Here is a 15,015-nt window from a genome sequence, read left to right on the forward strand (position 1 = left end):
AGGACGATTCCTCTTGGTCTTACACGGAACTCTTATTCCGACGCTTCCGCCGGAGCGGCCGTCGTTCCGAGCCGCTTGTCCAGGTACTCGTCGACGGACACCATCAGCTCGTCGACCTTGCCGTCGAAGAAGTGGTTGGCACCGTCAATGACGGCATGCTCGAGTTTCACGCCCTTCTGGGTCTTCACCTTCTCGATGACGCTGACCACGTCCTTGACCGGGGCGACCCGATCCTCGGAGCCGTGCACGAACAGGCCGGAGGACGGGCAGGGGGCGAGGAACGAGAAATCGTAGCGGTTCGCCATGGCGGCGATGGAGATGAAGCCCTCGATTTCCGGGCGGCGCATGAGGAGCTGCATGCCGATCCAGGCACCGAAGGATACGCCGGCGATCCAGCAGGCGCGGGCGTCCGGGTTCATGGCCTGGGCCCAGTCGAGCGCCGCGGCGGCATCGGAGAGCTCGCCCTGGCCGTGGTCGAAGGCGCCCTGGCTGCGGCCGACGCCGCGGAAGTTGAAGCGCAGGACCGAGAAGCCGCGCTTCACGAAATCATAGTAGAGGTTATAGACGATCTGGTTGTTCATCGTCCCGCCGAATTGCGGGTGCGGGTGCAGGATGATGGCGATGGGCGCGCCCTTTTCCTTGGCAGGCTGGTAGCGTCCCTCGATGCGACCGGCAGGACCCGTGAAGATGACTTCAGGCATATACGCGAACCTCTTGATCACCTCTCCATGGAGAGGGAAAACCCTGACACGACCTTGACTTCGGGTCGCGGATTCTCCTAAAAGAACCCTTAGAATTATTCTAAAGTGTTCCAATGTTTCATTGATCCGCGCAAAGACGGCTCTCGGCAGAAACACGGGACAGATGTGGTTGGGGTGCTTTAGCACGGCAACCAGGGTCGATTGCAAGAATTTCGTGAGGCTTCAGGGCAGCTATGACGTTCAGCCCGCGCACCTATCTCGACCATAATGCGACTTCGCCCCTGCGGCTAGAGGTTGCAGAGATGGTCGTGCGCGCGCTCCAGCTTCCCGGCAATGCCTCCTCTGTCCATGCCGAGGGCCGCGCGGCGCGGGCCGAAATCGAAAAAGCCCGGGAAAAGGTGGCGCGACTCGTCGGCGCCAAGGCGAAGAACGTCGTCTTCACGAGCGGCGGGACCGAAGCGGCCAATCTCGTCCTGACGCCGGGCTTCCGGCGCCTGGGGCAGGCCGGGCCGACAGGGCTTCTGATGGGGGCCGTCGAGCATCCCTGTGTCCTCAACGGACATCGCTTCCCTGGCGATGCCGTCGGCATTATTCCTGTCGACCGCGACGGCATCCTTGATCTCGCCTGGCTCAAGAGCCACCTGGAGAAGGGTGGTACCGAGCCGGTCCTGGTCTCGGTTCAGCTCGCCAACAACGAGACCGGGGTGCTGCAGCCGGTGGCCGAGGCGGCTCGGCTGGTCCACGAGCATGGCGGCCTGATCCACACGGACGCGGTTCAGGCGGCGGGCAAGGTCCCGGTCGATATCGCCGCGCTCGGCGTCGATGCGATGACGCTCTCCGCCCACAAGATCGGTGGCCCGAAGGGAATCGGGGCCCTGATTCTGGCCTCGGACCAGTTCGAGATCGGCGACAAGCTGATCCGTGGCGGCGGGCAGGAGAAGGGGTTCAGGGCCGGAACCGAGAACGTGGCGGCCATCGCGGGCTTCGGCGCCGCGGCCGAGCTGGCTCAGGCTTGCCTGGACCGGGAAGCGGGACGGCTGCGGAGCCTGCGGGATGAGGCCGAGGCGCAGGTTCGCCGGATCGCCCCGGATGCACTTGTTGTGGCTTCCGCTGCGGAAAGGTTGCCTAACACCTTCGCCTTTGCCATACCCGGCCTCAAGGCCGAAACGGCACTGATCGCCTTCGATCTGGCAGGCGTGGCCCTGTCCTCCGGTTCGGCCTGCTCGTCCGGAAAGGTCAAGCGATCGCATGTGCTCGACGCCATGGGCGTGGAGCCGACCCTCGCCGAGGGTGTTTTGCGTGTGAGTTTGGGGTGGTCGACCACGAAAGAGGACGTGATCCGCTTTGCGGAGGCGTGCGAAAGGGTGGTCGGCACCTTATATAAGCGGAAGGCGAGCGCGGCCTGAGAGTGCCGGTTCGCGTTCCTTCAGTCATCAACCCGCGGCCCTTGAAGCCGTGAGCGGTGGGAGAGACAGATGCCTGCAGTGCAGGAAACGATCGATCAGGTCCGTCTGATCGACGTCGATCAGTACAAGTACGGCTTCGAGACCGAAGTCGAGATGGAGAAGTCGCCCAAGGGCCTCTCCGAGGACGTGATCCGCTTCATCTCGGCCAAGAAGGGCGAGCCGGAATGGATGCTCCAGTGGCGCCTCGATGCCTATAAGCGCTGGCTCACCATGAAGGAGCCCAACTGGGCGCGCGTGTCGTACGACAAGATCGACTACAACGACATCTATTACTATGCGGCGCCTAAGAAGAACCCGGCCCCGAAATCCCTCGACGAGGTCGATCCGGAAATTCTCAAGACCTACGAGAAGCTCGGCATTCCGCTTCGCGAGCAGGAAATCCTCGCGGGCGTCGAGCCGGAGCGCCGGGTCGCCGTGGACGCGGTGTTCGACAGCGTCTCGGTCGCCACGACCTTCAAGGAAGAGCTCGCGAAGGCCGGCGTGATCTTCATGCCGATCTCCGAGGCCATCCGGGAATATCCGGACCTCGTGCGCCAGTACCTCGGCTCGGTCGTGCCGGTCACGGATAACTTCTTCGCCACGCTCAACTCGGCCGTGTTCACCGACGGCTCGTTCGTCTACATCCCGCCGGGCGTCCGCTGCCCGATGGAGCTGTCGACCTATTTCCGCATCAACGAGAAGAATACCGGCCAGTTCGAGCGTACCCTGATCATCGCCGACAAGGGCTCCTACGTCTCCTATCTCGAAGGCTGCACGGCGCCCAAGCGCGACGAGAACCAGCTTCACGCCGCCGTGGTCGAGCTCGTCGCCCTCGACGATGCCGAGATCAAGTACTCCACGGTGCAGAACTGGTACCCGGGCGACGCCGAGGGCCGGGGCGGCATCTACAACTTCGTGACCAAGCGCGGCGATTGCCGTGGCAGGAACTCGGTCATCACCTGGACCCAGGTGGAGACGGGTTCGGCGATCACATGGAAGTATCCGTCCTGCATCCTGCGCGGCGACAATTCGCGCGGCGAGTTCTACTCGATCGCCGTGTCGAACGGCATGCAGCAGGTCGATTCCGGCACCAAGATGATCCATCTCGGCAAGAACACCACGAGCCGGATCATCTCGAAGGGCATCGCGGCTGGCCGTTCCGAGAACACCTATCGCGGTCTGGTCTCGGCTCACCGCAAGGCGACCGGCGCGCGCAACTTCACGAACTGCGACTCGCTCCTCATCGGAAATCAGTGTGGCGCGCATACGGTGCCCTACATCGAGTCGAAGAACGCCACCGCCGTCTTCGAGCACGAGGCGACGACATCGAAGATCTCCGAAGATCAGATGTTCTACTGCCAGCAGCGCGGCCTCTCGGAAGAGGAGGCGACGGCGCTCATCGTGAACGGCTTCGTGAAGGACGTCCTACAGCAGCTCCCCATGGAGTTCGCCGTGGAAGCCCAGAAGCTGATCTCGATCTCGCTGGAAGGCTCGGTCGGGTAATCGCCTCACAGCCCCTCATCCTGAGGAGCCGCCAAGGACGGCGTCTCGAAGGACGAGGGGCGTCTCGCTGAAGTCATCCTTCGAGACGCGCGCCGGAAGCGCGCTTCTCAGGATGAGGGTTTAGGAAAATCACAATGCTCGAAATCAAGAATCTCGTCGTCCAGATCGAGGACAAGCGCATTCTCAACGGTCTCAACCTCACCGTGAACAAGGGTGAGGTGGCGGCCATCATGGGCCCGAACGGCTCCGGCAAGTCGACGCTCTCCTATGTGATCGCCGGCAAGGAGGATTATGAGGTCCTCGACGGCGAAATCCTGCTCGACGGCCAGAACCTGCTGGAGATGGAGCCGGACCAGCGCGCCGCCGCCGGCGTGTTCCTGGCCTTCCAGTATCCGCTGGAGATCCCCGGCGTCGCCTCGATGACCTTCCTGAAGGCCACCCTCAACGCCCAGCGTAAGGCGCGCGGCGAAGAGGAGCTGACCACTCCGGACTTCATCAAGCGCGTGAACGCCGCCGCCCAGCAGCTCGAAATTCCGAAGGACATGCTCAAGCGTGCCCTCAATGTCGGTTTCTCCGGCGGCGAGAAGAAGCGCATGGAGATCCTGCAGATGGCGCTGCTCCAGCCGACCTTCTGCATCCTCGACGAGACCGATTCCGGCCTCGACATCGACGCCCTGCGCATCGTGTCCGAGGGCGTGAACGCCCTGCGTTCGCCTGATCGCGCCTTCCTGGTCATCACGCACTACCAGCGTCTCCTGAACCACATCGTGCCGGATACGGTGCACGTGATGCATGCGGGCCGCATCGTGAAGACGGGCGGCAAGGAGCTGGCGCTCGAGCTCGAGGCCAACGGCTACGCCGATTACCGGGAAAGCGAGGCCGCCTGACATGGCTGACGTGACCCTCATGAAGACGCCGGCGGAAACCGCGCTGGTGCAGGCTTTCGAGAGTGCGAAGACGGCGTTGCCCGGCAACGGGGAGTCTCGCGCTCAGGCCTTCGAGCAGTTCAACTCGCGCGGTCTCCCGCACCGCCGGGTCGAAGAGTTCAAGTACACCGATCTGCGAAGCCTCCTGCGCGAGGTCGCACCGTTCGCGGGTATTCCTTCCTCCGACGAGGCAAAGGCTGCTCTTGCGAATGCCAAGGCTCTCGCGGGTGTCCAGGCCCTGCAGGTGCCGTTCGTGAACGGCCATTTCGTGCGCGATGCGGTCGATTTCCACGCGCTGCCCGAGAACCTCGAGATCGTGCCGCTGGCCGAGGCCCTGGCGAACGGCCACGAGTGGCTGACGCGCTTGAGCCCGGTGCCGTGGGCGAACGACAACCCGGTCTACCAGCTCAACACCTCCTTCATGGCCGATGGCGTCATGATCCGCGTGGCCGGGCCGGTCGAAACGCCGGTGCACCTGCGCTTCGTGACGGCGGCGAGTTCCGCAATCGCCACGGCGACCCGCGTTCTCGTGGTCGTGGAGGAGGGGGCGTCCGTGACCCTGCTCGAAACGCACGAGAGCACCGACGGCGCCAACCACCAGCCGAACGACGTGGTGGAGATGATCGCGGGTGATCGCACCAATGTGCAGCACGTGCGCGTCAATGCGGAAGGCGACAAGGCGCTCGCCCTGTCGACGCTCGCGGCCAAGATCGGCGGCGAGGCCGTGTTCAACAGCATCAACGTGACGGCCGGTTCCGCGACCTCGCGCCATCAGGTTTTCGCTGTGCTCGACGGCGAGAACACCCATCTGCGCGTCAACGGCGCGACGATGCTGAAAGGCTCGCAGCACGGCGACTCGACCCTGGTGGTCGAGCACGGCGCGCCCCATTGCGAGAGCCGCGAGCTGTTCAAGACGGTCATCGACAACGAGGCGACCGGCGTCTTCCAGGGCAAGATCATCGTTCCGCATCACGCCCAGAAGACCGACGGCCGGATGATGTCGGCGGCGCTCCTCCTGGAGGAGGGCGGCTCGATGAACAACAAGCCGGAGCTCGAGATCTTCGCCGACGACGTGCAATGCGCCCACGGCGCCACCTGCGGCCAGCTCGACGAAGATCTCCTGTTCTACCTCATGGCCCGTGGACTGCCGAAGAAGGAGGCCGAAAGCCTCCTGGTCCAGGCCTTCCTGGGCGAGTCGCTGGAGTTCGTGGAGAACGAGACCGTCCGCGAGGCGCTCGTCGGCACGGTCGAGGGCTGGCTGAAGGCGCGAGCATAACCTTCCTCGTCATGCCCGGCCTTGTGCCGGGCATCCACGTCTTCGCTTCGCGCCGACGTGGGACGACGTGGGTGGCCGGGACAAGCCCGGCCATGACGGCAGAGAAACGGTCAAGCCGATGAACATGCAAATGAAGCCGTACGACGTCGAAGCGATCCGGGCGGAGTTCCCGATCCTGGCGAGCCAAGTCTATGGCAAGCCGCTCGTCTACCTCGACAACGCCGCCTCGGCCCAGAAGCCGAAAGCCGTGATCGACGCCATGGTGAACACCATGCAGACGGGCTATTCCAACGTTCATCGCGGCCTGCACTACATGGCGAACGTGGCGACCGAAGGGTTCGAGCGGGCGCGGGAAACCGTGCGGGAATTCCTCAATGCCGGATCCATCGACGAGATCGTGTTCACCAAGTCGGCGACGGAAGCCTACAATCTGGTGGCGGATTCCTTCGGCCGCATGAATATCGGGGAGGGCGACGAGATCGTCCTCTCCATCATGGAGCATCATTCCAATATCGTGCCGTGGCATTTCCTGCGCGAGCGGAAGGGCGCGGTCATCAAATGGGCTCCCGTGGACGACGAGGGCAACTTCCTCATCGAGGAGTTCGAGAAGCTCATCACGCCGCGCACCAAGATCGTCGCCATCACGCACATGTCCAACGTGCTCGGCACCGTGACGCCCGCGAAGGAGATCATCCGCATCGCCCACGCCCATGGGGTCCCGGTCCTGATCGACGGCGCCCAGGGTGCCGTACACCTCCAGGTGGACGTGCGCGACCTGGATGCCGATTTCTACGTCTTCACCGGCCACAAGGTCTATGGGCCCACCGGCATCGGCGTGCTCTACGGCAAGCGCGAATGGCTCGCGAAGATGCCGCCCTACTCGGGCGGCGGCGAGATGATCCGCGAGGTGAAGCAGGACGCGATCACCTACAACGACCCGCCGCACCGGTTCGAGGCGGGCACGCCCCCGATCATCGAGGCCATCGGCCTCGATGCGGCCCCGCGCTTCATGATGGAGCTCGGGCGCGAGAACATCCAGGCGCACGAGGCGGCGCTTTCCACCTATGCCCATGAGCGCCTGGGGGCCATGAACTCGATCCGGATCATCGGCCGCGCCGAGGGCAAGGGCGCCATCCTGTCCTTCGAGATGCAGAACGCTCACGCTCATGACGTCGCGACCATCATCGACCGGCAAGGCGTAGCCGTCCGGGCCGGCACCCATTGCGCCATGCCGCTGCTGGAACGCTTCGGCGCGACCTCGACCTGCCGCGCCTCATTTGGCCTCTACAACACCATGCAAGAAGTCGATAAGCTGGCGGAAGCCCTCCAGAAGGCGGAAGCCCTGTTTGCTTGAGGATTGACCTGTGAACGACATGACCCCGACCCAGGATGGGCCCAACGCGCCGCAGGTGTCCCCGGGCTCGACGATTCCGCCGGAAGAGCTCGACCGTATGACGGACGACATCATCGCGGCGCTCAAGACCGTCTACGATCCGGAAATTCCGTCTGACATCTACGAACTCGGCCTGATCTACCGGGTCGATATCGACGATGACCGCAACGTCGTCATCGACATGACCCTGACGGCGCCGGGATGCCCGGTCGCGGGCGAGATGCCCGGCTGGGTCGAGAATGCCGTCGCGACGGTTCAGGGCGTCCAGAGCGTCAAGGTGAACATGGTCTTCGATCCGCCATGGGACCAGAGCCGCATGTCCGACGAGGCCCGCGTCGCCCTCGACATGTGGTAAGCTTGGCCCTCTTATTCGCTTCGATGTCATGGCCGGGCTCGTCCCGGCCATGGTCGTTTTTGGAACGCTCCGCGTTGTCGTTCCGGTGCGACTCGTCAACCTCCGACCTTCTCAGGACGAAGGCTCAGGTCGGTGCTGCTTCATGAGCCGAACATTCACGTCCGGTTGATGGACACACCGCCATCGACGAGTAGCGCCGTGCCCGTGGTGAAGCTCGATGCGTCGGAGGCGAGGTAAAGCGCCGAGCGGGCGATCTCGTCAGGATGAGCCCTGCGCTTCAGAGCATGCATCCCCTCAACGAAGGCAAGGGCTTCGGGGGTGCTGACCCAGGCTTCCGCCAACGGCGTGTCGGTACCGCCCGGCAACAGGGCATTGACCCGGATTCCACGTGGCCCGAACTCGCTGGCAAGCGATTGCGTGAGCCCGATCAATCCTGACTTGCTCGTAGCGTAGGCCGCGACACCCGGCATTCCGGCCGTGTAGCCGACGAACGTGGAGGTGAAGATGAGGGAACCTCCGCCCCGGTCGAGCATGGCCGGGATCTGATGCTTGGCGCCAAGAAACGCGGCCGTGAGATTGACCGCGAGCGTCTCGTTCCAGCCGGCAAGCGTCAGGCCGGGCGTAGGTCCCATTTCCCCATTCGTGCCCGCATTGTTGAACGCGATATCGAGCCCGCCGAAACGCCTGATGGCGGTCTCGACGAGGGCTTGGGCCAGGCCTTCGTCCTTGATGTCGCCGGCAACGGCGACGGCATGTCCGCCCTCCCTTTCGATCTCGGCCACGAGCGCGTCGAGCGCGTCGGAGCGCCGGGCGGTCACGACGACGTTCGCCCCTTCCCTGGCAAACAGCCGGGCCGTGGCGTAGCCGATCCCGGAGCTTGCTCCCGTCACGATGGCGGTCTTGTTCATAAGTGTCGTCAAAACTGAGTCCCTTTCGTTCATGAGCTCTCCGCTCACGGTTTGGATCTCAGATCGGGCGGCTGCTTCCGACCCGTTTCCTGTGCCCGATTTCTGTGATGAAGCGGCTCCCGATTGGGACTTGGGCGGAAAAGCTGTAGGCTTCGGGCGCGCGATGGACGTTCGGAGCGGGCCGCTCGGGAGATCACCCATGAACACGTCTCAATCCCCTGAAGCGCTGCACGCCCGCTGCTGTGTCGTCGGAGGCGGGCCTGCCGGGATGATGCTGGGCTTCCTGCTCGCCCGGCAGAGGATCGACGTGCTGGTCCTCGAAAAGCATGCCGATTTCCTGCGGGATTTTCGTGGCGACACGATTCATCCCTCGACTCTCGAGGTCATGGACGAACTCGGCCTGCTGCAGGAATTTCTCGCCCGGCCGCATCAGGAGACGCAGGCCGTCAGTCTCGTCATCGGAGGCGAGACCCTGAAGCTGGGCGACTTTTCGCACCTGCCGACCCGGTGCAAGTTCATCGCCTTCATGCCGCAATGGGACTTCCTCGACTTCCTGGCCGAACATGCGCGGGCCTACCCGCATTTCCACCTGCGGATGCTGGCGGAGGCGACGGATCTGATCGAAGAGCAAGGCAAGGTCGTGGGCGTGCGGGTCTCGACGCCCGATGGTCCTCTCGAGGTGCGGGCCGACCTCGTCGTGGCGGCCGACGGGCGGCGCTCGATCATGCGCGAGAAGGCGGGTCTCGAGATCCTGGATATCGGCGCGCCCATGGACGTGCTTTGGATGCGGGTATCGAAGCTCCCGGGCGATCCCAGCCAGTTGCTCGGGCGGATCGAGGCCGGGCAGATGCTGGTGATGATCGACCGCGGCGAGTACTGGCAATGCGCCTATCTGATCCCGAAGGGAACGGTCGAACGGCTCCGGCAGGAGGGGCTGCCGGCCTTCCGGGCGAAGCTGGCGGGCTTGGCTCCTTTTCTCGGGAGCAGAGTCGAGGAGCTGCAATCATGGGACGATATCAAGCTTCTCACCGTCGCCGTGGATCGGCTGAAGCAATGGTTCCGGCCGGGCCTCCTCTGCATCGGCGATGCCGCCCACGCCATGTCGCCGGCCGGCGGGGTGGGTATCAACCTCGCCATTCAGGATGCGGTCGCGACCGCCAATATCCTGGGACCCTTGCTGAGACAGGGGCCGGTTGGGCCTGAATCTCTCGCCCTCGTGCAGAAGCGGCGCGAATGGCCGACACGGATGACGCAAGGGCTCCAGGTCCTGCTGCAGAACCGGCTGATCGATCCGGTCCTGAACAGCAAGGGGCCCGTCTCAGCGCCCTGGCTCGTCAGGCTGCTGGCCCGGTGGCCGCTGTTCCGCCGGTTGCCCGCCCGCATCATCGGCATCGGCTTCCGGCCCGAGCACGTCCGGTAGCGGCTCATTGCCGTTCTTGCACCGGCGAAAAGCCCGTCGGAACGATGCCCATCGGGGCAACCCTGAAACGGTCTCGACGTTTGCCCTTCCAGCTCTTATTTATGGCATATGGAACTCGTTCTGCCCGGGCCTTGAACCCGGCCGTCAGGAGAGAAGGCTTATGGCATTACCCGGCTTCAAGGTCGTCACCTTGACCGACGCGGCGGCGAGCCGCGTCAAGGACATCATCGGCAAGGCGGACCGTCCCATCGTGGGCGTGCGCGTCGGCGTCAAGAACGGCGGCTGCGCCGGCATGTCCTACACGATGGAATACGCGGAAAGCGTCAACCCGCTCGACGAGGTGGTCGAGGACAAGGGCGTGACCGTCCTGATCGATCCCAAGGCCGTGCTGTTCCTGCTCGGCACGGAGATGGATTTCCAGACCAGCAAGATGTCGTCCCAGTTCGTGTTCAACAATCCGAACCAGACCTCGGCCTGCGGCTGCGGCGAGTCGGTGGCGATCACGCCGGCGACGCCCACGGCCCTTCAATCGGCCAATTAGCGCCAGCGGAATCACACCATGGATACCGAGGACCTTCGCGACATCTTCCGCAGCCTCGGCCCGGTTCATATCCGCCGGATGTTCGGCGGGCAGGGGGTCTATCAGGGCGAGCTGATGTTCGCCCTGGTGGCGTCCGGCGAGGTCTATCTCAAGGCCGACGACGAGACGGCCGGATTCTTCCGGGATCGGGGCTCGCGGCCCTTCACTTACGAGACCCGGGACGGCCGCAGGAGCATCATGAGCTACTGGCTCATGCCGGAATCCGCCCTCGACGATCCCGACGAGGCGGCCGAGTTGGCCGCCATAGCCGTGGCGGCTGCCCGGCGGGCGAAGTCCGCCCAGGTGCGGAAGGGTAGCCGGGCCCGCACGGCCCGGACGACGGCCGCGGAACCTACGACTTAGCCTTCTTCGTCGTCACCGGCCGCATGAGGAAGGCCGGCACGTGGTCACCGAGGCCGATCACCTTCTCGTCCATGTCGTCGTCGCGCCGCGAGCGTCCCTGGTAGCCCCGATCCGACGAGCGCTCATGGCGCTCCTGGCGTTCGTGGCGCTCCTGCCGGGGCCTGCGGGCCTCGTGCTCCTCGCGGGCCGGCTGGGCCGCGCGTGCGACGGGAGTCTCCTCCCGGGCCTCCTCGGAAGGTCCACGGCTCCTGCCGGAAGACCGGACCTTGACCTTGCGGCCGCGCGAGCGCTCCTCGCCCCGTCCGCCGCCGCGACGGCGGGAGGAGCCTTCCGACGGCGGGCGCTCGGCAAGCGTTGGGCCCTGCCACTCGATCGGCTGGCCGATCAGCTTCTCGATGGCCGCCAGGGACTTCTCGTCGCCCGGACCCACGAGCGTGAAGGACTGGCCGCTGCGTCCTGCGCGGCCCGTACGGCCGATCCGGTGGACGTAATCCTCCGCGTGGTGCGGAATATCGTAGTTGAACACATGGCTGACGGCCGGGATGTCCAGGCCGCGGGCCGCTACGTCGCTGGCGACCAGGATCGGCATCTCGCCGCTGCGGAAGCTGTCGAGCGCCGCCATGCGGGCATGCTGGTCCATGTCGCCGTGCAGCGCCGCCGCGTCGAACCCGTGCTTCTGCAGGGAGCGATGGAGGACCGCCACGTCGCGCTTGCGGTTGCAGAACACGATGGCGTTCTGCAGGTCCGTGGCGCCCCGGATCAGCTCGCGCAGGGTTTCGCGCTTCTCGTAATCCTCGCGGCCCGTCGCCACGAGGCGCTGGGTGATCGTCGACGCCGTCGAGGCCGCGCGGGCGACCTCCACCTTCACCGGGTTGTGAAGGAAGGCGTCGGCGAGGCGCTGGATCTCCGGCGGCATGGTGGCGGAGAAGAACAGGGTCTGGCGGGTGAACGGCACCAGCTTCACGATCCGCTCGATATCCGGGATGAAGCCCATGTCGAGCATCCGGTCGGCTTCGTCGATCACGAGCAGCTCGACGCCGGTGAGCAGGAGCTTGCCGCGCTCGAAATGGTCGAGCAGGCGGCCCGGGGTGGCGATCAGCACGTCGACGCCGCGGGTGATCTTGGCGTCCTGGTCGCCGAACGACACGCCGCCGATCAGCAGGGCCACGGAGAGCTTGTGGTTGATTCCGTACTTGTCGAAGTTCTCCTCGACCTGGGCGGCCAGCTCGCGTGTCGGCTCGAGGATCAGCGTGCGGGGCATGCGCGCCCGGGCCCGCCCGGTTTCGAGCAGGGTCAGCATCGGCAGCGTGAAGGCCGCCGTCTTGCCCGTGCCGGTCTGGGCGATGCCCAGCACATCGCGGCGGGAGAGGACGTGCGGAATGGCCTGGGCCTGGATCGGCGTCGGCTCCGTATATCCGGCGCTGGCTACGGCCTGTTGAACTTTATCGCTAAGTCCGAGTTCGGCGAACGACATGAATGCTAATTACCGTTGAGGGGCTGGGCGCGCTCTTAAGTGCCGGCCGCGCTCTACGGCAACAAACAGGCGCGAGACTGGTTTCACCTGAGGTTCTTGCTCAGGTTAAGGAGTGGCGGGACCATAGGACAAGCTATGGGCTTGTCAATCCAGGGAAACTTGCCGAGAGGCGACAAAGGAACGTTTGAATGGCCGAAACACTGGTTCTGATTCCCGGATTGGCCTGCACGGCCCGGCTTTTCGAGCCGCAGGTCGCCGCCCTGTCGGCAGACCGCACCATCGTGGTGGCTGACACCACCCGGGGTGATTCGATTGCCGCGATAGCCGGCGGACTCCTGCGGGACGTGCCCGGGACATTCTCTCTCGCGGGACTCTCCATGGGCGGCTACATCGCCATGGAGGTGATGCGGCAGGCGCCGGATCGGGTAGAGAGACTTGCCTTGCTCGATACCAGCGCGCGCCCCGACACGCCCGAAGCGAGCCAGGATCGAAGGAGGTTGATTGCGCTGGCGGAGGCAGGGCGATTCGACGAAATCCATTCCGCGCTCTGGCCCCGCCTCGTCCATCCCGACCATCGGAGCGACCAGGACCTCCAGGAAGTCGTTCTCGGCATGATGCGGGAGACGGGAGCTGACGCCTATATCCGGCAGCAGCGGGCCATCATGGCGCGTGTCGACTCGCGTCCCTCGCTGCCCGGCGTCGAAATCCCGACTCTGGTGCTGGTCGGGGAGGGCGATGCGATCACGCCGCCGGAGATTGCCCGGGAGATGGCAGAGATGATCGAGTGGGCCTCGCTGGTCGTGGTCCCGGGCGCAGGGCACATGTCGACTCTCGAACAGCCGGAACGGGTGATTCAGGCCATGCAATTATGGCTTGACCGCAATTAACCACAAATCCGACGTCCGCTTGCGAAGCTCCTCGCGGACATGGTCAATAAGTGGTTACTGGACGTGCCAGGCGTCTGAAGGTCCTTTTGAAATTTTCGTAAGCTTTTGTTCTAAAAGGTACATTTTCGTTTGCGGGTTTGGCGTGATGTGCCCTGGAGGCAGGTCGGCAATGCGGCGTGATCCGCCTATCTTCGGTTGCGGATCCGAGAAGACGCGCTTCTTGTCCTAACTGTGGCAGGAAAGTGACAGACGGTAGGTCAGGTCTGAGCTACAAGCTGCGTCACATCCTTCTAGCAGATGGACCAAGACAAATGAAAAAGATCCTCCTCTCCTCGGTTGCCCTCCTCGGCCTCGCCTCCGGCGCTCTGGCTGCTGACCTTCCGTCCCGCCGCGCTCCGGCTCCGGTCATCGCTGCCGTTCCGGTCTTCACCTGGACCGGCTTCTACGTCGGTGTGAACGCCGGCTACGGTTGGAACACGAACGACGACTTCGTCTTCAACAACGTTCGTTACAACCTCAATGACGACGGCGGCTTCGTCGGCGGCGCCCAGGCTGGCTACAACTTCCAGATCGGTTCGTTCGTGGTCGGTCTCGAGGGCGACATCCAGTACGCCGATTTCGGCGGCAACGACATCCTCCTCGCTGACGGCACCGTTGCCGACTTCAACAACAGCGACTGGTTCGGCACGGTTCGTGCTCGCGCCGGTGTGGCCTTCGACCGCGCCCTGATCTACGCAACCGGCGGTTTCGCCTTCGCTGACGGCGCCACGGGCTGGACCGTCGGTGGTGGTATCGAGTACGCCATCACCAACAACCTGTCGGCCAAGGTCGAAGGTCTGTACGTGAACCTCGATCAGGACGACAACTTCCTGGGCATCAACAACGATGCCGAGTTCGGTGTGGTTCGCGCTGGTCTGAACTTCCGCTTCGGCACCTACTAAGATCCGTCGCTTCGGCGATAAGGAAAGGCCCGGTGGCGACACCGGGCCTTTTTTGCGTCCGAGGCTCATACGAAGGGACAGGTCATGGCCGTGAGGCGCATCGTTGCGAATGTGGCAGTCGATCGGGTCGATGCCGCGAAGGTCTTCTATGGCGATGTGCTCGGGATGAGCGTCGCTATGGATCTCGGGTGGATCATGACCTTTACGGCCAAAGGCAGCATGACGCCACAGATCAGCATGATGACCGAGGGCGGATCGGGGACGCCCGTGCCCGACCTATCCATCGAGGTCGACGACCTGCCCGACATTCAGCGGAAGATGCAGGCCGCCGGGTTCGAGATCGAGTACGGTCCGGCCTCCGAGCCGTGGGGCGTGACCCGCTTCTTTGTCCGTGACCCGTTCGGACGCCTCGTCAACATCCTGGTGCACCGTTGAGAGGTGGGATCGGGGCCGGGCGCAAAGCAGCTTGATCGACCCCTGATCCGAATCTCCCGCCCGCTCATGCGGCGATCAGGTAGAGAATCGCGATGGCCGCGATGAACAGGGCGGACGCCGTGTCGATGGTCTCCCATCGGGCCCGCTTGTCGTTGCGCACATGCTGCAGTCCCGCGAGGCCATAGAAGACGGCTCCCACAATGGAGCATTGTTCGGTGAAGCGGGTCCGGTTCACCGTCAAACAGATGCGGCAGGGCGATCATGCCGAGATATATCGGCACCTCCATTCGTGCCTGTCCCGGAAAACGCCTCCGGTCCGATATGGCGCCTGATCTGACGCGAAGGGCCGAGCGTCGCGATTCTGATCCGGAGGCACGTAATAAAAAACCGGGGCTCGAAGCGAGCCCC

The 15,015-nt window shown here is 64.3% G+C and carries 16 protein-coding genes; 12 read left to right on the forward strand and 4 right to left on the reverse strand.

Features of this window, described 5'->3' with window-relative positions:
• Window positions 1–32: 32 nt before the first annotated feature.
• Window positions 33–701 (reverse strand): alpha/beta hydrolase, encoded by a 669-nt coding sequence (locus H0S73_RS13315; protein WP_181052620.1) that lies wholly within the window; start codon window positions 699–701, stop codon window positions 33–35.
• Between the two features lie 233 nt (window positions 702–934).
• Here H0S73_RS13315 and H0S73_RS13320 point away from each other — a divergent pair, with 233 nt between their 5' ends.
• The 6 genes from H0S73_RS13320 (at window position 935) to H0S73_RS13345 (ending at window position 7,599) form a co-directional block, all read left to right on the forward strand.
• Entirely contained in the window at window positions 935–2,107 is a 1,173-nt protein-coding gene (locus H0S73_RS13320) for a cysteine desulfurase family protein (RefSeq protein WP_181052621.1), read from the forward strand.
• Window positions 2,108–2,176: 69 nt separating this feature from the next.
• Window positions 2,177–3,649 carry a Fe-S cluster assembly protein SufB gene (sufB, locus tag H0S73_RS13325; protein WP_181052622.1) on the forward strand — a complete coding sequence of 491 codons (1,473 nt, stop codon included), beginning with the start codon at window positions 2,177–2,179 and terminating at the stop codon, window positions 3,647–3,649.
• A 134-nt stretch (window positions 3,650–3,783) separates the two neighbouring features.
• A complete protein-coding gene (gene sufC / locus H0S73_RS13330) occupies window positions 3,784–4,536 on the forward strand; it encodes a Fe-S cluster assembly ATPase SufC (protein ID WP_009490946.1) in 753 nt (250 codons plus the stop codon).
• Window position 4,537: 1 nt separating this feature from the next.
• Window positions 4,538–5,851: a Fe-S cluster assembly protein SufD gene (gene sufD, locus H0S73_RS13335; RefSeq protein WP_181052623.1), complete on the forward strand. Its 1,314-nt coding sequence runs from the start codon at window positions 4,538–4,540 to the stop codon at window positions 5,849–5,851.
• Window positions 5,852–5,975: 124 nt separating this feature from the next.
• Window positions 5,976–7,205: a cysteine desulfurase gene (locus H0S73_RS13340; RefSeq protein WP_425488194.1), complete on the forward strand. Its 1,230-nt coding sequence runs from the start codon at window positions 5,976–5,978 to the stop codon at window positions 7,203–7,205.
• Window positions 7,206–7,224: 19 nt separating this feature from the next.
• Window positions 7,225–7,599: an SUF system Fe-S cluster assembly protein gene (locus tag H0S73_RS13345; RefSeq protein ID WP_181054332.1), complete on the forward strand. Its 375-nt coding sequence runs from the start codon at window positions 7,225–7,227 to the stop codon at window positions 7,597–7,599.
• 155 nt (window positions 7,600–7,754) lie between these two features.
• On the opposite strand, the gene H0S73_RS13350 is transcribed toward H0S73_RS13345, so the two are convergent.
• Window positions 7,755–8,507, reverse strand: a complete 753-nt coding sequence (locus tag H0S73_RS13350) for an SDR family oxidoreductase (RefSeq protein WP_246388880.1) — start codon at window positions 8,505–8,507, stop codon at window positions 7,755–7,757.
• A 199-nt stretch (window positions 8,508–8,706) separates the two neighbouring features.
• Between H0S73_RS13350 and H0S73_RS13355 the strand changes: the two genes are divergently transcribed.
• From H0S73_RS13355 to H0S73_RS13365, 3 genes are all read left to right on the forward strand, one after another.
• On the forward strand, window positions 8,707–9,927 hold the full coding sequence (locus tag H0S73_RS13355) for an FAD-dependent oxidoreductase (protein ID WP_181052625.1): 1,221 nt from the start codon (window positions 8,707–8,709) through the stop codon (window positions 9,925–9,927).
• 160 nt (window positions 9,928–10,087) lie between these two features.
• Window positions 10,088–10,468 carry a HesB/IscA family protein gene (locus tag H0S73_RS13360; RefSeq protein ID WP_181052626.1) on the forward strand — a complete coding sequence of 127 codons (381 nt, stop codon included), beginning with the start codon at window positions 10,088–10,090 and terminating at the stop codon, window positions 10,466–10,468.
• Window positions 10,469–10,486: 18 nt separating this feature from the next.
• Window positions 10,487–10,870, forward strand: a complete 384-nt coding sequence (locus H0S73_RS13365; protein ID WP_181052627.1) for a TfoX/Sxy family protein — start codon at window positions 10,487–10,489, stop codon at window positions 10,868–10,870.
• On the opposite strand, the gene H0S73_RS13370 is transcribed toward H0S73_RS13365, so the two are convergent.
• A complete protein-coding gene (locus H0S73_RS13370; protein ID WP_181052628.1) occupies window positions 10,860–12,344 on the reverse strand; it encodes a DEAD/DEAH box helicase in 1,485 nt (494 codons plus the stop codon). The genes H0S73_RS13365 and H0S73_RS13370 overlap by 11 nt on opposite strands.
• A gap of 188 nt (window positions 12,345–12,532) precedes the next feature.
• On the opposite strand from H0S73_RS13370, the gene H0S73_RS13375 reads away from it, so the two are divergent.
• The 3 genes from H0S73_RS13375 (at window position 12,533) to H0S73_RS13385 (ending at window position 14,607) form a co-directional block, all read left to right on the forward strand.
• Window positions 12,533–13,231 (forward strand): alpha/beta fold hydrolase, encoded by a 699-nt coding sequence (locus H0S73_RS13375; protein WP_181052629.1) that lies wholly within the window; start codon window positions 12,533–12,535, stop codon window positions 13,229–13,231.
• Window positions 13,232–13,542: 311 nt separating this feature from the next.
• Window positions 13,543–14,172: an outer membrane protein gene (locus H0S73_RS13380; protein ID WP_181052630.1), complete on the forward strand. Its 630-nt coding sequence runs from the start codon at window positions 13,543–13,545 to the stop codon at window positions 14,170–14,172.
• Between the two features lie 84 nt (window positions 14,173–14,256).
• Entirely contained in the window at window positions 14,257–14,607 is a 351-nt protein-coding gene (locus tag H0S73_RS13385) for a VOC family protein (protein ID WP_181052631.1), read from the forward strand.
• Window positions 14,608–14,671: 64 nt separating this feature from the next.
• On the opposite strand, the gene H0S73_RS13390 is transcribed toward H0S73_RS13385, so the two are convergent.
• Window positions 14,672–14,842: a hypothetical protein gene (locus H0S73_RS13390; RefSeq protein ID WP_181052632.1), complete on the reverse strand. Its 171-nt coding sequence runs from the start codon at window positions 14,840–14,842 to the stop codon at window positions 14,672–14,674.
• Between the last annotated feature and the right edge of the window lie 173 nt (window positions 14,843–15,015).

Origin of the sequence: Microvirga mediterraneensis (genome assembly GCF_013520865.1) — a bacterium.
GTDB lineage: Bacteria > Pseudomonadota > Alphaproteobacteria > Rhizobiales > Beijerinckiaceae > Microvirga > Microvirga mediterraneensis.

Excerpts from the sequence above, each read along its gene's own strand:
- H0S73_RS13320 (WP_181052621.1), top strand. The coding sequence starts at position 935 with ATGACGTTCAGCCCGCGCACCTATCTCGACCATAATGCGACTTCGCCC.
- H0S73_RS13385 (WP_181052631.1), top strand. The coding sequence starts at position 14,257 with ATGGCCGTGAGGCGCATCGTTGCGAATGTGGCAGTCGATCGGGTCGAT.
- H0S73_RS13370 (WP_181052628.1), bottom strand. The coding sequence starts at position 12,344 with ATGTCGTTCGCCGAACTCGGACTTAGCGATAAAGTTCAACAGGCCGTA.
- H0S73_RS13340 (WP_425488194.1), top strand. The coding sequence starts at position 5,976 with ATGCAAATGAAGCCGTACGACGTCGAAGCGATCCGGGCGGAGTTCCCG.
- H0S73_RS13360 (WP_181052626.1), top strand. The coding sequence starts at position 10,088 with ATGGCATTACCCGGCTTCAAGGTCGTCACCTTGACCGACGCGGCGGCG.
- sufB (WP_181052622.1), top strand. The coding sequence starts at position 2,177 with ATGCCTGCAGTGCAGGAAACGATCGATCAGGTCCGTCTGATCGACGTC.
- H0S73_RS13315 (WP_181052620.1), bottom strand. The coding sequence starts at position 701 with ATGCCTGAAGTCATCTTCACGGGTCCTGCCGGTCGCATCGAGGGACGC.
- sufD (WP_181052623.1), top strand. The coding sequence starts at position 4,538 with ATGGCTGACGTGACCCTCATGAAGACGCCGGCGGAAACCGCGCTGGTG.
- sufC (WP_009490946.1), top strand. The coding sequence starts at position 3,784 with ATGCTCGAAATCAAGAATCTCGTCGTCCAGATCGAGGACAAGCGCATT.
- H0S73_RS13380 (WP_181052630.1), top strand. The coding sequence starts at position 13,543 with ATGAAAAAGATCCTCCTCTCCTCGGTTGCCCTCCTCGGCCTCGCCTCC.
- H0S73_RS13355 (WP_181052625.1), top strand. The coding sequence starts at position 8,707 with ATGAACACGTCTCAATCCCCTGAAGCGCTGCACGCCCGCTGCTGTGTC.
- H0S73_RS13350 (WP_246388880.1), bottom strand. The coding sequence starts at position 8,507 with ATGAACAAGACCGCCATCGTGACGGGAGCAAGCTCCGGGATCGGCTAC.
- H0S73_RS13365 (WP_181052627.1), top strand. The coding sequence starts at position 10,487 with ATGGATACCGAGGACCTTCGCGACATCTTCCGCAGCCTCGGCCCGGTT.
- H0S73_RS13345 (WP_181054332.1), top strand. The coding sequence starts at position 7,225 with ATGACCCCGACCCAGGATGGGCCCAACGCGCCGCAGGTGTCCCCGGGC.
- H0S73_RS13375 (WP_181052629.1), top strand. The coding sequence starts at position 12,533 with ATGGCCGAAACACTGGTTCTGATTCCCGGATTGGCCTGCACGGCCCGG.